At 49.6% G+C, this 16418-nt stretch carries 14 protein-coding genes and 1 pseudogene; 9 read left to right on the plus strand and 6 right to left on the minus strand.

Translation table 11 applies throughout. The annotated features are described in order from the left end of the window. Positions 1-384 precede the first annotated feature (384 nt). The 5 genes from R2083_RS09255 (at position 385) to R2083_RS09275 (ending at position 6518) form a co-directional block, all read left to right on the plus strand. Positions 385-1242, plus strand: coding sequence for a porin family protein (locus R2083_RS09255; RefSeq protein WP_317538282.1), 858 nt, complete (start codon positions 385-387; stop codon positions 1240-1242). A 296-nt stretch (positions 1243-1538) separates the two neighbouring features. Beyond that, entirely contained in the window at positions 1539-2792 is a 1254-nt protein-coding gene (locus tag R2083_RS09260; RefSeq protein WP_317538283.1) for an OFA family MFS transporter, read from the plus strand. A gap of 136 nt (positions 2793-2928) precedes the next feature. Beyond that, the gene (locus tag R2083_RS09265; RefSeq protein ID WP_317530469.1) at positions 2929-3321 is read left to right on the plus strand and encodes a hypothetical protein; all 393 of its coding nucleotides are present in this window, start codon (positions 2929-2931) and stop codon (positions 3319-3321) included. Further along, positions 3318-4268 carry an alpha/beta hydrolase gene (locus tag R2083_RS09270; RefSeq protein WP_317538284.1) on the plus strand — a complete coding sequence of 317 codons (951 nt, stop codon included), beginning with the start codon at positions 3318-3320 and terminating at the stop codon, positions 4266-4268. The genes R2083_RS09265 and R2083_RS09270 overlap by 4 nt, the downstream gene beginning before the upstream one ends. A gap of 51 nt (positions 4269-4319) precedes the next feature. Further along, positions 4320-6518: an endonuclease/exonuclease/phosphatase family protein gene (locus tag R2083_RS09275; RefSeq protein ID WP_317538285.1), complete on the plus strand. Its 2199-nt coding sequence runs from the start codon at positions 4320-4322 to the stop codon at positions 6516-6518. 194 nt (positions 6519-6712) lie between these two features. Here R2083_RS09275 and R2083_RS09280 read toward each other — a convergent pair whose 3' ends face one another. Then, positions 6713-8398: a GIY-YIG nuclease family protein gene (locus R2083_RS09280; RefSeq protein WP_317538286.1), complete on the minus strand. Its 1686-nt coding sequence runs from the start codon at positions 8396-8398 to the stop codon at positions 6713-6715. Between the two features lie 298 nt (positions 8399-8696). Here R2083_RS09280 and R2083_RS09285 point away from each other — a divergent pair, with 298 nt between their 5' ends. Next, on the plus strand, positions 8697-9335 hold the full coding sequence (locus R2083_RS09285; RefSeq protein ID WP_317538287.1) for a glutathione S-transferase family protein: 639 nt from the start codon (positions 8697-8699) through the stop codon (positions 9333-9335). On the opposite strand, the gene R2083_RS09290 is transcribed toward R2083_RS09285, so the two are convergent. The 4 genes from R2083_RS09290 to R2083_RS09305 all read right to left on the minus strand — a co-directional run bounded on the left by R2083_RS09290 (position 9332) and on the right by R2083_RS09305 (position 12574). Beyond that, entirely contained in the window at positions 9332-10183 is an 852-nt protein-coding gene (locus R2083_RS09290) for a PA4780 family RIO1-like protein kinase (protein ID WP_317538288.1), read from the minus strand. The genes R2083_RS09285 and R2083_RS09290 overlap by 4 nt on opposite strands. Positions 10184-10277: 94 nt before the next feature. Next, positions 10278-10763, minus strand: a complete 486-nt coding sequence (locus R2083_RS09295; RefSeq protein WP_317538289.1) for a VOC family protein — start codon at positions 10761-10763, stop codon at positions 10278-10280. Positions 10764-10985: 222 nt separating this feature from the next. After that, a complete protein-coding gene (locus R2083_RS09300; RefSeq protein WP_317538290.1) occupies positions 10986-11657 on the minus strand; it encodes a hypothetical protein in 672 nt (223 codons plus the stop codon). A 153-nt stretch (positions 11658-11810) separates the two neighbouring features. After that, positions 11811-12574 (minus strand): IS5 family transposase gene (locus R2083_RS09305; RefSeq protein WP_317529838.1). Its coding sequence is split into 2 segments (ribosomal slippage): positions 11811-12259 and positions 12259-12574, totalling 765 coding nucleotides; the frame shifts between segments, so codons are not numbered across the junction. Positions 12575-13089: 515 nt separating this feature from the next. Here R2083_RS09305 and R2083_RS09310 point away from each other — a divergent pair. After that, positions 13090-13230: pseudogene (locus R2083_RS09310) on the plus strand (ATP-binding cassette domain-containing protein); the annotation flags it as partial. Positions 13231-13474: 244 nt separating this feature from the next. On the opposite strand, the gene R2083_RS09315 reads toward R2083_RS09310, so the two are convergent. Then, positions 13475-14899, minus strand: coding sequence for a hypothetical protein (locus R2083_RS09315; protein WP_317538291.1), 1425 nt, complete (start codon positions 14897-14899; stop codon positions 13475-13477). Positions 14900-15391: 492 nt separating this feature from the next. On the opposite strand from R2083_RS09315, the gene R2083_RS09320 reads away from it, so the two are divergent. Continuing rightward, the gene (locus tag R2083_RS09320) at positions 15392-16141 is read left to right on the plus strand and encodes a DDE-type integrase/transposase/recombinase (protein ID WP_317537419.1); all 750 of its coding nucleotides are present in this window, start codon (positions 15392-15394) and stop codon (positions 16139-16141) included. Continuing rightward, entirely contained in the window at positions 16087-16206 is a 120-nt protein-coding gene (locus R2083_RS15410; RefSeq protein WP_411172537.1) for a hypothetical protein, read from the plus strand. Before R2083_RS09320 ends, R2083_RS15410 begins: the two co-directional genes overlap by 55 nt. Positions 16207-16418 lie beyond the last annotated feature (212 nt).

Below are 16418 nucleotides of genomic sequence, written 5' to 3' on the forward strand. Positions count from 1 at the left end.
AAGGCATAAAATCTTTCCAGAGCCTTGACAGATGTCGCTTGGCAAGTCTCAATGGAGTGCTGGAACAGTCGTTTTGTTCGCCCTTAAAAACCCGGATTTCATTCTAATCTTCGCTAATTTTCTCCCGGCAAACCGTCTTCAATACCCGTGATTCTTAACAAAGAATTAACATTTAGGCCCTTATACTGGCCGCCCAATCAAAATGAAAGAGAGAAGCAAGGCATGCGACCTGATTAACAGCTGGATTGAGTCAGCAAGTGGAAGCTTCCATGCAATTTGATTGGAAATAAAATAACCTACTAAAATGAAAGGAAGTCTGAATGAAAAACATTCTTAACGAGGTACGTTCCGTTTTATTCGTTGGTGTGATTTTTTTTTGGTAGTGTGGCCTCATCTCAGGTTCTGGCACAAGATGCGGTAGCGCAACGGATTAAAGAACTGGAAGAACGATTGCGGGCCATGCAGAGTGGCATGCAAACGATGCAAAATGAACTGGAAAGCTTGAAAATTCAATCTTCCCAGGTAACCGGGAAAGTTGAAAAAATTCAACAAAACCCGCAAAACCAACAAATCCCTCAGCTAACTGAAAAAGTTAGAAAAATCCCGCAAACAGCAAGTTCAGCAGAAGCAAATCAGGAAGATCAAAAGAAAGGCAATATGGTATTTTTCCGCGGTGGCTTTGCGCATAGCTCGCAACATCGCGATGGCATGGTATTCCATAGTGATGTGGTCTCTGCCGGTGCACAAGACCGGCCCGATAAGAATGGCTGGTATTTCGGTGCCGGTTTCGATTGGAATCTCACCAAGAATGCCTGGGATCTGGCACCTAGAACCAATGTGTTAGCTGAATTGATGTTCGAGTACAAAGAATTCAGCTCACATGTGCAAGGTAATGCGTTGGCCAATATGCCGACCCAACTGATCGGCGGCGCCATCAATCCACACAGCGTGACAGTCAGCCAACTATCAATTTATGCATCGCCCAAAATCAAGTTTCTTGAAGGCAACCGGTTCAGGCCGTGGATCATTCCGGCCGGTTTCGGCATGCACATCATCAGCCCGCCGGGCGAATCGGCCTCCTTTTTTATTCCCGGCGTCGTATTTGCCGGAGGAGCGGAATATCGAGTCTGGAAAGATTTTTACGCCGGTGTCGACGCTCGTTACCATATTACCGGTGGTAAAAAAGATGGTATCAATGTCGATGGCTTGACGGCTGGTGGTTATTTAGGCATCGGCTTCTAACGTTCACATTTCATCAAACGATCTGAAGTCCCATGAAGTGAGGTAAGTGGCAATGCCGCTCACCTCGCTCGAGTGGGTAAATCAACCGATTTAATACCTGCATCATCCATTTCAAGTGCCAGTGGCATACAACTAATACGGCTTCACTCCGCTCATTAACCATCCCGCCGGGAAACATGTTAGCTTCCTGTTGCAATAATCGCAGCAATCACCCGGATTAGCGCCCCGTGCAGACCAAGAACCGGTAAGATCAGCAAAAAGCAGCGGTTAAAAAACAACAATGGATAAAAACTGAGATGACCCGGCACGATTTGAAATTATTCGGTATGGAAGCGGCAAAAGGCCGCTGGGTGTTTGTGGCGATCGGGTTATTGATCAATGTGTGCCTGGGATCGATTTATGCCTTCAGCGTTTTCCGGAAACCATTGGAAGCTTTGTGGGGGATCACGTCGAGCCAGAGCGGATATCCGTTCATGGTGTTTCTGGCGGTATTTGCCGTTGCGATGCCGCTGGCGGGCAATCTGATCGAGCGCTGGGGACCGAGAATGACAGCTACACTCGGCGGTTTACTGGCGGGAGCCGGGTGGATCGCGGCAAGTTTTTCCACGGATATCGCCACTTTAACGTTGTTGTACGGCGTCATCGGCGGCGCCGGGGTCGGCATCGTGTACGGCTGCCCGATTGCCGTCGTGGTCAAATGGTTTCCACGCCACAGCGGGCTGGCGATTGGATTGACCGTCATGGGTTTCGGCGTATCGGCATTATTGATTGCACCGCTGATGAAAGCGATGATTCTGCAACCGGAGATCGGGATCATGCATACGTTTCTGTATCTTGGTATTGCATTCACCATCGTCATCGCCCTGCTGGCGCAGTTATTGCGTTTCCCGCCGGACGCATGGAATCCTGCCGGATCCGGCACGCTGAACGCCGCGCCGGTTCCGCCCGCTTTGCATTTAAACCGGCAAGCCATGCTAAAAACCACCCGTTTCTATGCGCTATGGGCAACGTACACGATCGGTTGTGTGGCCGGATTGATGGCGATCGGCATCGCATCGCCGGTCGGTACCGAAGTGGCGCAGCTGGACGCGCCCACCGCAGCGCTTACGGTGTCATTGTTTGCGGTATTCAACGGACTGGGGCGGCCGCTGTTCGGCGCGTTAACCGATAAGCTCGGCCCGAAGCACACCGCGATGGTTTCGTTTACCTTGATCCTGAGCGCGTCTTTGCTGTTGTTTTTTTTCGGACAAGGCAACGCCATGCTGTATCTGCTGGCATTCTGCGTACTGTGGATGTGCCTGGGTGGATGGCTGGCGCTCGCGCCCACCGCCACCGGCATTTTCTTTGGAAAACTGCACTATGCGCAAAATTACGGACTGATGTTTACCGCCTACGGTGCAGGCGCCATCTTGGGAACACTGCTGTCCGGCAGCATCAAGGACATCACCGGCAGCTATCTGCATGCATTTGCCGTTGTCGCGGGGCTGGCGGTTCTCGGGATGCTGATCGCCGCAATAGGACTCAACGCACCGGATAAACGCACATCTTGAACTTGCCGCTGACCGCGGCGGCTCCACGGCCTGCCGCCGCTGATCTTCACTTTCATCCCGGTTGATAACAATTCGTTTCGTTTTAAATCTCCCCGTGATAACCTTCAACAAGGAATGATCAAGGAAAAGCAATCAAATGGATAAATTGGGACTTCCAATTGTTTTATTGGCGGCTTTATGGGGTGCTGTCAATACCACATTGAGTTTCTTTCAATTCATCAACGCCAGACGCGACATGGTGTTTGAATTGATCGACAAATGCGGTTATTGCCCGGAACAAACGCTCGGTCCGGTGGAAATCTATCTGACCAATCTTCTGCCGCTGACGATCGGAAACATCATTTTTCTTTACCTGATCAGCTATGTCATTTTATCCATTCCACGCCACATGAAGATTGAAAATGAAGATGAGGCCAAACGGCTCAAGACCGCATGCAATTACATTGCGGTATTGCCTATTTTTGGCGCACTCTCATTTTGCGGCGGCGGGGTATTCGATCTGGTGATGCTGATTCACGCCTTGAAATGAGAAAAAATCTCCTCCCGGCACTCGCGCTGCTACTGGCGGTTTTAACTTCCGGCGGCTGTGCTGTCATGGATAAAAACATTCCCGGCTGGACGCAATACCAGAATCTGGACAAAACCAACGCACTGGAACTGGCATCCCGGAGCACCGGCACCGGCGAACCGGTATTGCTGATTCATGGTTTTGGCGCAAGCAGTTATAGCTGGCGGCATGTTATTGAACCGCTGGCGCAAAAGAACCGGGTCATCACCATTGACTTGAAAGGCTTCGGCGATTCTCCGAAACCGCGCGATGATGCGTATTCCGTTTACGAGCAAGCCAGACTGGTGAGAAACTTCATTCTCGAAAACAACTTAAAGAATCTCCACATCATCGGCCATTCCTATGGTGGCGGAGTCGCATTGGCGGTATCGATCTATTTGTCGGCATCCAATCCGGGGCTGCAAAAAAGCCTGGTACTCATCGACAGCGTTGCCTACCCGCAGGAACTGCCCGGTTTCGTAAAAATACTCGCAACGCCAATATTGGGGCCATTGATCACTTATGCCGTGCCCAATACCTTCCAGGTGAAGAATCTGCTGAAGATCGTGTATTTCAACGATGACCTCATTCCGCAAGAAGCCATCGACCACTACGCCGCCGATCTCGGCAAACCCGACGCCAAATACGCGCTGCTCACGTCGGTACGGCAAATGCTGCCAACCGATTTGCAACAATTCTCGGAAAACTACGCCAGTCTGACCATTCCCACCCTGATTGTCTGGAGCCGGGAAGATGAAATCGTGCCGCTGGCTGTCGGCAAAAGGCTGCATGAAAATATACCGGATTCAAAGCTCGTCATCATGAGCGGTGTCGGTCACGCTGTGCAAGAAGAAAAGCCATCGCTGCTTTTGCCGCACTTGCGCAGTTTCCTGGAAGCCGGATCGCACCGCACGGCCGTCACCCCCTGAACACCAGGCGACCTGCATGATTCATTATTCACCGTTAAGAGCTAACCTATCATGAGAAATATCAGAATCCTGACCATGAACATCCAAGCGCAAGCTTGGCCCGCAGGCCCTCATAGTGACGCCAAATGGCGCGCTGAAGCGGTGGTAAAAGCGCTCGATCCCGGCAATTTTGCTTTTGACGAGCATCCCGATGTGGTGGTGTTCAATGAAGCGGACAATGAAGATGCAAAAGAGATTCTGGAAAATGGACTGAAGCCTCTCTATCCGCATTACATCGTGTCGTTCAACGGCGGCAGCGGCGATCTGGACGACGGTGGACTGGCAATATTCAGCAAATTCGAGTTGCGCGAATTGCCGCCGTCGGACAACAATTTCTCCAATAACCGCAGCCGGTTTTATCCCTATCAAAGCGGTCTTTTTTACCCGATGAGCGCCGGTGATGACGGCTTGGCGGAAAAAGGCGTGGCCATCGTGCAGATCAGTACGGGATTACACTTTGAAGTCGTGACCATTGCTTTGACACATTTGCAGGCGTTTTACGAAGAAGTCGGCGAACATCACACCATCCGCCTGCGCCAACTGAAAGTCATCGAAGGCGCGTTGATCGACCTCATCGGCGCACCGGAAGACAACGGCAATTGGGACAAAGTCATCGTGCTGGGCGATTTGAACATCCGTGGCGATACGCCGCCCTATTCCACCGAGGGCCACGGCGAATGGACCAATGTATTCATCAACAACGGCGGGCCGTACAACAATGCTTCGCAAGGCATCCCCTTCAGGCAAAACCAGCTGATTTTCACCGGGCAGCTGATCGACGGCTGGCGCACGCTCATGGCCCCGCCCGGCGCTTTCATGGAAGCGGACCCCGGTTTGACCAACACCAATCTGAAGGAAGGCGAGCATTTACCGGCGGGATTGAAAGAGCGGCTGGATTACATCTGCTTTCCGAAGCAACGCACCAATGAGATAGGCGAAACGCCGCGCCGGCTGGTCGCGCAGCACATGCGGATTTTGCCGTCCAATTTTTCCGATCTGGATATGGCATTCGAAAGAATCCAAAGCGACCATCGCGGCATTTTGGCGCAGGTGCATTGGCAGTTTCCGTACAACACGCCGAACCAAGCCAAAATCCAGAGCGATTTTGTGCATTTTCAAGCGCCGGATTCATTGGTCAAAGTCAACATCGCCAACGACCTGAAGATTCCCTCTCCCGGTGTGTTTCAGTGGATTTATATCCACGAACCAGGCACCTACACGTTCACTTACTCACCCAATCTGGAAGCCGCTTTTTATTACGACAACGCTATGTCCACCAAAATTGATCCGTTCAATCAAGTCAAATGGACTGAATTAGTACCCGACCACAACTGGCTGAACAGTTTGCAACACGAATTCCAGCTTGGCGAAACGGGTGATCAGGTCGACGTGCACCGGCCGATGTTCATCCGCCTGAAAGCTGCCGAGAGAGACGATCAATTCACCGGCAACATCGCTTTTTCCTTCATCAAGCACACCGGCGAAAACCGTTTCCTCGCCATCGGCCTGCAACCAAACGATATTCCCAAAGACCCGCGCTTGCCGGTGGGCCAGAAAAATGGCGCAAACGACGAATGCTGGTTCCGCGCGCCGCTAGCGGAGCAATTATTGAGCGGTAATCCTTATCCGGTGCAGTTTTACATCCAAAACGATTTTGCCCGGAAAATCCGCCTCAGCCTGTTCGAAGGCATCGCCGCCCCCGCGCCGTTTGAGCAAGTCTCCAATGAAGACAAACTCACCTTGATCGGCTACGACCGCGCCACCGACATCAAGGATGTATATATGCTGCTGGAACGCAGCCAGACCACAGATTATGAATTCCTTGCAGGCTACCGCTACAGTATTTCCTACCTGAATTACCTGGAAATCTATAGCATCGAAGACCAAAGCGGCCTGGGCGCGGATGAAATCCACCTCACTATGACCGCCGACGATATGACCACCAACTTCCTCGACTTCACCGACGAAGATTTTGACGACGATGAACGGCGGATGCTCAATTCTTATTACCCGAAAAACACCGCTTTTGACAACCGGCTCAACATCACCGTGTTCGAACTGGATAGCGGCGAAGACGACGACGGCCCCTTCACCACCACGATTCCCGCATTGAAAAAAGGCGAAAACAACCGCGAATCGTCGCTCATCATCGAAGCGGAAGGTGCGGAGTATCAAATCAGTTACAGGTTAAGCCGGAATCCGAACCGGTGAAGGCTGCGATGAATTTATTGTTTTGACGGTTTGTTTTCAGCTTGTAGGACGGATGCTCGGAGGGTGATTCGTCAAATCATGCGGGCGGAACGCTTTCAGCTTCCGCCTTACGCGGGTTCTTACGATAGCAAAAATGGGTGGTGAGTCAAACGTCACCTACAGCGATTTGTTGGACCCCATCAGCAAGATAGCAATCACGAGACTTTTCCCCTTCCTCCAACCAACAAGCCAATCTTTTTCATATGTGCAGCATTTATCTTGCTGGCTTTACTCTTAGTCATCCATTCACAGTTCCCTGGAAAATAGCCTCCTGTCTTGTCCACTCGAGCGAAGGCCATTCCTTTAGCTGGCGGCTGCCCGTTGTCGGCCAGAAACTGATCGAAGTCTCTCCATGCATTAAAAAGCTCGATGCCTACAATGTATTCACTAGACTTTGGGTTGATAACACCATGCACCAGCCTGCTCCAGACTTTATAAGCTGGTGTTTTCACCAAGCTCTCGCCTGGCTTGGCTGGTTGTTTGACGTTTACTCTGCCTTTTCGGATGCGCGCTGCTGCGGCGTAAAGGCTAATTTCACGCGTTTCTGCTACGTATGCCACCGCTGCCTTTATGCTTGGAAAGGTAATGCCATCCACCTCTATTGAACGAGAGTTAGAGCCCCCGCTTGTTCCGCCTGTAGAAATATTGAAACCAGCGGGCACCATAGTGCCCAATTTTTGGATCCACCTTCTTTCTTTGGCTTCAAGACTTCCTTTGCTGCTTCCCGTGTCGATTTGCTCAATGGTGAATTCAGATTCGCCATATTTCCGTATTGCTGCGTGAAGCGATTGCTTATTTTTGATATGCCCAGCTCTCGCTTGGTCCAGGTGATACTCCCATCGTCGATCCAGCGATTGAACCGTGATGCCAACGTACTTTTTACCAGTGCCCTGGTGAGTTACGATATAAATGATTCCCTCACCGTAGCCTGGATTGGGTACTCGGGAAAAAGCCTTCTCTGCCGAAACGCCGGACTCAATCCATCGCGCAATAGTCGTTGAACTTGCTGGAGGACTAAGAGCCCGAATCGCCTCTTCCAGGTTGGGATAAATATCTCCGTGCACCGTCACACTTCTGACCTTTCGTGAAGCCCTCACGTATCCTTCGCTGAGAATTCTATCCTCGCTCATTCCTGCTTGGCGTCGCTTGAGAGCTCTCCAGTAATCGATTCCCAATTCTTCGCATTTTTGTTTGAACGTTCCGATCTTGCACAAATTCGTGGCGCATTTGGGGCACCCGCTACCTCGCAGGTGGTTGTTTGGACTTTGATGGAATATTCCGTGTTCAGGACAATGAATGATTCCCTTTGTTGTGGTATTTACATACTCAAATTGGTCGTAGCCATACTTTCCACCGTGAACGATCTGAACTCGCTCGCGAAAACTATCAAGCAAACGAGATTCATTATGCTCGGGCTTTAGATGACCTAGTCCCAGTGCATGCTTGAGGGATTTGCATTTGGGACACCCAACGTGGCCACGTTGATGATTACGAGGCTCCTGTAAAAAAACTAAATCGTGTGCAACACATCGAATTTTAACCTTCTCCCCAAAGGGCGGCAATTCATGGAAAAGACTATAATCGTACCGATCTCCAAAATGCGTTCTGGATCTAGAAACAAAATCTTCTTTCGTTACCTTTTGTGACTCAAAGAAACACTCCTTACAGCCAACTCCGTTGATGTGGTGTCCAGGCAGAATGAGGAACGGACCATGTTTCAGGCAGACCACCTCAACTTTCGCTGTACTGTTCGTGTAGTAGACATTGGAGTAATCGCAGCTGTCGCCATGCACTGCTTGAAATCCTTCTATCACTTCTGTCTGTAATTTCTTACGTGGCACGATGGAGCTAAAATGAAGTTAGATGTTCGAAATGACGTGATATGTTACGTCAAACGTAATCGATAATCCTACAGAAATCATTCTATCTCCCTATTTTTCATAGAATTGTTACATTTTTAGGTTTCATCGCAAGATATTGCCAGAAGGTATTAGATCTCTATTCCTGAATTCCATACCAGCGAAGCATACCCTCCAACCGCCGTCCCGTGCAATGGATCGCCGAATCTGTGGATCAGCACTCATCATATCAACCCCGCTAAAATGCAATAATGCTTCCGTTATGCAATAAGGTGAAAACATGATTACTCTATATGGCATTGAATGGTCGCGCGCGAAATATGTATTGTTCACGCTGGCGGAGCTTGGTCTGGATTTCCAGCATGTCCGGATCAACCCATTTGAGAAAGAGAAGAATGCGCCCGAGTATTTAAAGCTGAACCCGCTGGCGCAGGTGCCCACGCTGGTCGATGGCGATCTGGTGCTGACCGAGGCGATGGCGATCAATTTTTATCTGTCGAGAAAATACGGCGCTGGGAAGCTGTGGGCGGACCGGCTGGAAGACGAAGCGCAAATCTACAAATGGAGTCTTTTTGCGGTCACTCAAATGGAAACTGCCTGTGTGGATCTGATTCTGCACCGGAAGGTTTTCGATGTGAAAATTAGAAACCCGGACATCATCCAGGCGGCGGAAAAGAAACTGGTGAAACCGCTTGAAGTCTTGAACAACTATCTCGCCGGTAAAGATTTTTTGGTGGCCGGCAAATTTACCGTCGCGGATATCCATATGACGGGTGTTTTGTCTTATGCGCTGGGCGGCGAATTTGATTTCTCGCCCTATCGCCATGTGGTGCGGTATTTGGATGCGATTTTATCGAGACCGGCATGCAGGAAAGCGGGAATTGCCCCCTACAGCGAATCCAAATCTGCGCATCACTAATGGGGATGTAATGCCCGATACAGATTCCTTGCTTCTTCTTCCTTCAGCGTGTCATCAATTTCACGCAGAACGCTTTGCAGGTCGATTGGTTTTTCAATACATTCGAAGTGCCCGGTCAAAACGCTGTCCGGATGGAGTTGTCCGCTTTGGTAGAGTGACCATATCTCCATGCCATAACTCGTCGTGAGCAATTCAGGCGCAGATTGGCCGAAATAAATCGCCAGGTTCTCGACATCGCGCAGCAGCATTTTGCACGCTTGGTTATTGGCGGCCGCGTCGATCGCTTGCGGCAAATCGATGATCACAGGCCCGTTGCTGTCGACCAGCACGTTATATTCGGACAGATCGCCGTGGATAATCCCTGCACAAAGCATGCGAACCACCTGCATTATTAGCGCGCGGTGATATTCACGCGCTAACTCGGCAGTCAGCACCAGTTCGCTGAGCCGCGGGGCTGCGTTGCCGTTGCTGTCAGTCACCAGATCCATCAGCAATACGCCCTCGTGAAAATGATGCGGCTTGGGCACACGCACCCCGGCAGCAGCAAGCCGGTACAGGGCATCCACCTCGGCGCTTTGCCAGGATTCTTCCTGTGCTTTGCGTCCGTAGCGGGTTCCTTTCTCCATGGCACGCGCACGACGGCTGTTTTTTACCTTACGGCCTTCGGTGTAGTCCATGCTTTGGCGAAAACTACGTTTGTTGGCTTCTTTGTACACTTTCGCGCAACGTATTTCTTCTCCACAGCGAACCACATAAACCGACGCTTCCTTGCCGCTCATTAATTGACGGATCACTTCATCGATAAAGCCATCCTGGATCAGGGGTTCAATTCTTTTTGGGATTTTCATGGGGGTAAATACTACGCTTATATTTTGAAATTCGGCGGAATGCTTTCAGCTTCCGTCTTACGCGGCTTAATTGAATTGCCAGACCGCTCGCGTCTCAACCGCGGAATGCCGCTTCGATTGCGGCAATGTCGATTTTCCTCATCGTCATCATCGCATCGAATGCTCGTTTGGCAGCTATGCGATCCGGGCTGGTGAATGCTTTCGTCAGGGCAACCGGCGTAATCTGCCAGGAGATACCCCACCTGTCCTTGCACCAGCCGCAATCGCTCTCCTGACCGCCGTTGCCAACGATTGCATTCCAATAGCGATCCGTTTCACTTTGATCCTCGGTCGCAACCTGAAACGAAAAGGCCTCGTTGTGTGTGAACGCAGGCCCGCCGTTGAGTCCGAGGCACGGGATGCCCATGACGGTAAACTCGACAGTCAATACATCCCCTTCCTTGCCCGATGGATAATCCCCGGGTGCCCGATGCACCGCGCCGACTGACGAATCGGGGAAGGTTCCGGCGTAAAATCGCGCCGCACCTTCGGCGTCGTTGTCGTACCAGAGGCAGATCGTGTTCTTTGCAATTTTGGTCATGTCATAGCTCCTTTTTCGTTTAGAAAAACGCCGATTGATTCGGCAGACGAAATGAAGTTTCGCAGGACGCGATGACCGAAGGGTGATCCGTCAAATCAAAACCGGCGTCAACCTATCATGCAATGCTACCATCACGCTCACTCGGTGGAATCATGCGGATGAAACACTTTCATCCGGCGGAATACTTTCAGCTTACGCCTTACGCGGGTTGGGTGCGTTACCCTAAACCTTGTGGACTGGTACTTTGTTACCAACAATCTGCTTAATGCGTGTAAGCGCACTCGACGGGGCATGGATCGATTCTATGAGATCGAATGGATTCCACCCAGGCACTGGATCATAGATAAAGGCCAAGTCTTTTCGTGGAACGGATTTACCATCTACATCAAGTTGTCGATTCCAGAAGATAGAATCAACAGTAGCCAGACGTTGTTTTTCTGCATCTGATAGCTCGCGACCCATCGGTCGACTGTTGATGCGTATATCGCCTGCAATCAGACGCCATTCCCTCTGACGATAGTAACCGAGTAGCTCACCGAGATGCAGATTGTCTGTTGGGCAGAACATGTTCAGAAAGACGCCAAGAACACCGATGCTATGGTCGAAAGGAATATTGTTAAACCCGACATGTTGAAGCACATTTTGCACGTGAGTAGCCGGAACCGCATATGTGGCAGCAACCTGCCCTGCCGCATCGGTGTTCTGTAAATCCAGCGTGTAGTTTGGAGCTACAGGCGAACCAAGCACCTGAGCCGCACTCTGTGGATTGCTAAGGTTCTTTAGCTGTTGGAGTTGCCCGAGCACGTACTTGGTGTGATAAGTACCGTTTACACAGAATGTGCCAATCAAGCTAAGGGGCGTAGAAAGGCCTTGCGGTATGTAAATGACGGGCATAGCTCCATTATCCCGGAGTTTTGCGTTGTCAAAAGAGAGCGCGAGTGGTCCAAAGACCTTGCTGTGATTTGGAAGATCTTCAACAGAGAGCTCTGTTAGGCACAATCTGCGCTGGAGAGTAAAGAGTGGTTTCTGGCCCGGTACTAGGGCCTGTTAACACAATCTGATTGCTTCGACGATGAGAGCGAAGTGGATAAAGGAGATGAAGACGACATCGAGCTTATCGAACCTGGAGAAGATGCGGCGAAATCCCTTGAGCCTTCTGAACAATCGTTCGATCTCGTTGCGTTTTTTGTACATGGCACGGTTGTATTCCCAGGGTGACAAGCGATTTGCTTTGGGCGGAACAACCGGGATGTAACCCAAATCTAGTGCCAGTTGCCGGGTTTGGTCGCCCTCATAAGCACGATCCATCAGCAGGTAGGTGGGCGTATTGACGGGACCGAGGGAAAGCAAAAGCTGCCTGCCCTCTGGCGCATCGTGGGCGTGACCGGGCGAGAGGGCAAAGCCTATGGTTGTTCTGGAATCTGCGGCAACCAGATGAATTTTGGTGGTCCATCCACCTCGAGATTTTCCGATGGATTGGGGGCCGTTTTTTTTAACGCACCCGTACCGTCGGGATGGACTTTGATGCTGGTGCTGTCCAGCGAAACAGTTTCAATACGGATACGGATGATTTGCTGATGCTGAAGTTGCCCAAATACATGGCTCAGTACACCACTCTTTGCCCAGCGATTCATGCGGGTATAGATGGTATGCCAGTTGCCGAATCGCTTGGGCAGTCCTCGCCACTTGCAGCCATGCTCGGCAACGTAAAGAATGGCATTGAGAACTTGCAGATTGGAATGGCTGACGTTGCCACGCTGACGCGGCAGGCAGTGCTCGATCTGTTGATATTGAGTTTCGGTGATTTCCATCACCAAATTATATCAAATAGCGTTAACAGGCCCTAGTTCCTGTAGGTTCCATTCAAGGATTTCAGGTGCCAAAACAAGACCTATATCCCGGATCAACGCGAGGATGCCGAACGCCCGCTCTAGGGTGGCATCTTCATTTTCGTCGGACCTAGGACGAGGAAAGCTGTGGATCAGCTTTTTATGTGATGATGTATAGTTCATCGAATAACGATACTCGTGCCGAGACCCAATTACAATTAAAAATCCGAAACGACGCAATAGATTACGTCAGAAGAAATATCCAAATTCACAAAACTCATTTTATCTCCCCATTTCTTATGAAATTACCATTGATTTAGGTTTCATAACAATGAGGTCATTAGATCCATAACCAAGAATTCTATTCTTGCGAAGCATAACTTCCAATCTCAGTTTCATGCAATTGATTTTTACACCCTCCATACCCCAGCAATCCCCTTGAAAAACATTTAGAATGCACGCCCCTTTCTAGTAACCATCATCCGCAGGTACCTGTTTTGATTACAACCGCCAATATCACCATGCAATTCGCCGCCAAGCCGCTGTTTGAAAATGTTTCCGTCAAATTCGGCGAGGGTAACCGCTATGGGTTGATCGGCGCGAACGGTTGCGGCAAGCCGACGTTCATGAAGATTCTGGGGGTATTTTAGGTGAATGATCAGGGAAGCTCTGGATAACTTGCATTTGTCATGCCGGATGCAGTGAAAAATCTTAAATAATCAATGCAATAGATTCCAGATCTGACTCGAAATGACACTTGTTTAGGATTTCCTTAAGCACGCTTTGGCAAATCGTGGAGAATCGCAAATTCAATGCGATTAATTGGTCATCGCAGCAGGTTACTCGCCGCCCGATTGTTAACCATATTTTTCTCGTTGATTATCAACCATCCGGAAACAAGGTATTGGTGAACTCATATTTGTCGGCTCTGTAGTTTTGTTTTTCTTCCTTCCAATCTTTTTGCCTTTCCTTAAGCCTCTTTCCGCTTTCTACCTTCTCGGCTTCTTCCATCGTTTTTGGTATGGGTGTTTTATCTTTCGTGTGCCTTGTTATTTCGGATGTATCGGCCAGCGCATCCGTCACGGTATCCGCGAATTCAGCCTTGGCACTTTCTTTCGCTTCATCGTAGCGTGTTTCACTGGTGGACAATGTTGTAGTTCCCAGCTTATTGGTTCCTGCGGCATTGACCGGTATGCTTTCCATTGCGCGATTCAGGTAATTGCGTTTTTTCGCCACGGTTTCTTTAAATTTACCTGTCTGTTTCGCAGTTTCCGCTGTAACTGAATTGTTGAGGCCGATTTCGAGGGAATATTTTTCAACCTCGTCGATAAAGTCTTTATCGATGGTATCGTCTTCTTTAGTGACGGCAATGCCGACAGTCCCGGGATCGCGGCCGTATAGTCCATCCGTATCGACGGATTTCTCAAATTGATCGGCCCATTTGTCTTCGGCTTCCTGGGGCCAGGCCACTACGTTCCACATATTGTCGGCGCCGCCCCACTCCCGTTTGATCAAATGCGCTCCAATCCATTTAAAACCAGGAGCGATGCGGCTGACATCGGCCGCTTGCGAAGTGCTTCTTCGCTTACCGGCTTCCTTGTCCCCTTCAATGCTGGCTCGCGTGCTGATCACATCGGTCGCGCTCTCATCTACATCTTCGAATCTTTTAAGAATCTCCGCCTTACGTTCCAAGAAATCTTTTCCCCGGAAATTGTCATCGGTATTATTATCTTGGGTTTTTTTGTAACTGGAAGGTAAGGGATACTCTTCGCGAAGCGTCGCCAGCATTGCCCCAACCGCGCGTTTCTTCGCCGATTGACCGTCTTTTTCTTTCCATGGCTTCGCCGCGGTCGTCAACGAAACCCGCTTCTCAATGGAATATTTGGCACGCTGAATTACGCCGTGTGGTTCCGGTTGTTTACGAGAAGTATCACGCCTCATTTGCACCGCATTTTCTCCCGTCTTATCGGCTTCCTGCTCCGATCCCCGGTCGTCATTGGCAAACACTCCATCTTTCATTTGCATCGTTGGTTGCCGGCGCTGAGCCGAGAGAATAGCGCTGCCTTGCATGGCTTCCAGGATCTTACGTTGGGCAAGTTGTTTCGAACTGTTCTTGATCAAGTTTGCCGTCTTACTCTGAGCAAGCTGCCTCGGACTATGTTTGATCGAATCCGCCAATTTGCGCTGAGCGATGCTTTCCGGACGATTGTTTATAAACCGGGCTTCCGGAGGCTTTGAAATAGTGCGAAGTGATTTTGCAGTGGGGTGCTGGTAATGTTCGAGCTGCGCTATTTTGGATGATTTCATGGTGCGTCCTGCCGTATGTACCGGAAAAATAAACCCCGCAAATGCTTAGGGAGAAAGTAGCAGGATCCGCATTAAGTGTCAAACTAAAAACCATGAATAATAAAGCATATGTGTATACTTTTCTGTGTAAATCTTATGAGTTATCACACAGCATTTTAAGTTATTACAATTCCCCATTCTTCACTTGCGAATTCATTCAGCTTTATGGGACGAATAAAGCATTTTGAGCTCGCCTGATGTATGCCAAAACCACTTGTCGCCAGCAGTCCTTGAAGTGACCTCGGAACACGTTGTTCAGGAAGTGATTGCTAATCCCATGCGGAGGCTCCGAAAAGCGTTGCGACAAATCAGGTATGTCCGTGGAGATATATTTAGTGATGTCGGGAGCCAGGAGCTTGCTAAGGATTTTAGGATTCCACTACATTGAAATCTAACTAAAATTAGGTGTAAGAATTACTAGCGTTGTTTACAGTATTTGGGAGAATACTGTAGATGAACATACACAAACGCACCCGATTAACTTTATTAGATCGTCAGGAAATCTGGCGGCTTTATCAAACCCGGCTGTGGAAGGTGGCGCATTTGGCGGAACGCTTTCATGTCAGCCGGCCAACGATTTATGATGTACTGAAACGCGCGAGACTGCAGGAATTTACGCCGCGTGACAGCACCAATCAGCGGTTCAAGACGTTGCAATACGGTCTTAAGCGCCTGGCTAAGGTCGAACAAGCCATCCAGGAACGGCTCAAGCGTGAAGCCAAACGCTATAACAAGTCTTACCCAGGTGAGCTTGTTCACTTTGATACCAAGCGGCTTTCCTTGTTGAAAGGGCAATCCGCCAATGAACCTCGCGAGTACCTGTTTGTGGCCATCGATGATTTTTCCAGGGAGCTGTATGCCGATATTTTTCCCGATAAAACTCAACACAGCGCAGCTCGCTTTCTCATAGACACTGTCATTGCCCAATGTCCGTATCAGATCGACTGCGCTTATTCCGATAACGGCAAGGAATTTAAAGGAACTGACGGCCATGCTTTCGGCAAAGCTTGCACACAACACGGTATCGGACAGAAGTTTACCCGCATCAATCGTCCGCAAACCAACGGCAAAGCCGAACGAGTCATCCGCACCCTGATGGATAGTGGCACAGCCAGATTTCCTTTAAAGACTGCGCCGATCGGCGCGTTCTGCTTTCCCGTTTCATTAACTTCTACAATACCGTCAAACCTCATAAGAGTTTGAATAATGCTACCCCTTATGAAATACTTCACGCTTATTTCAATCAACCTCTCTGTAAACAACCCTGAGATTTCTTACAAATTAGGCGTTCAAAATAGCGTGATCTATTACGTCAAGCATAATAGTTAATCCCGCAGCATTCATTTTATCTCTTTACTTTTTATGAGGTTATCACTGTTTTAAACTTCGCCATAATATTTTGTCAGAAGATCTTAGACCCATACCTCAAAATTCCATGCTTACGAAACATACCCACCCAACCGCCGCATCATGCAATGAG

Source organism: Nitrosomonas sp. Is35, assembly GCF_033063295.1.
GTDB lineage: Bacteria > Pseudomonadota > Gammaproteobacteria > Burkholderiales > Nitrosomonadaceae > Nitrosomonas.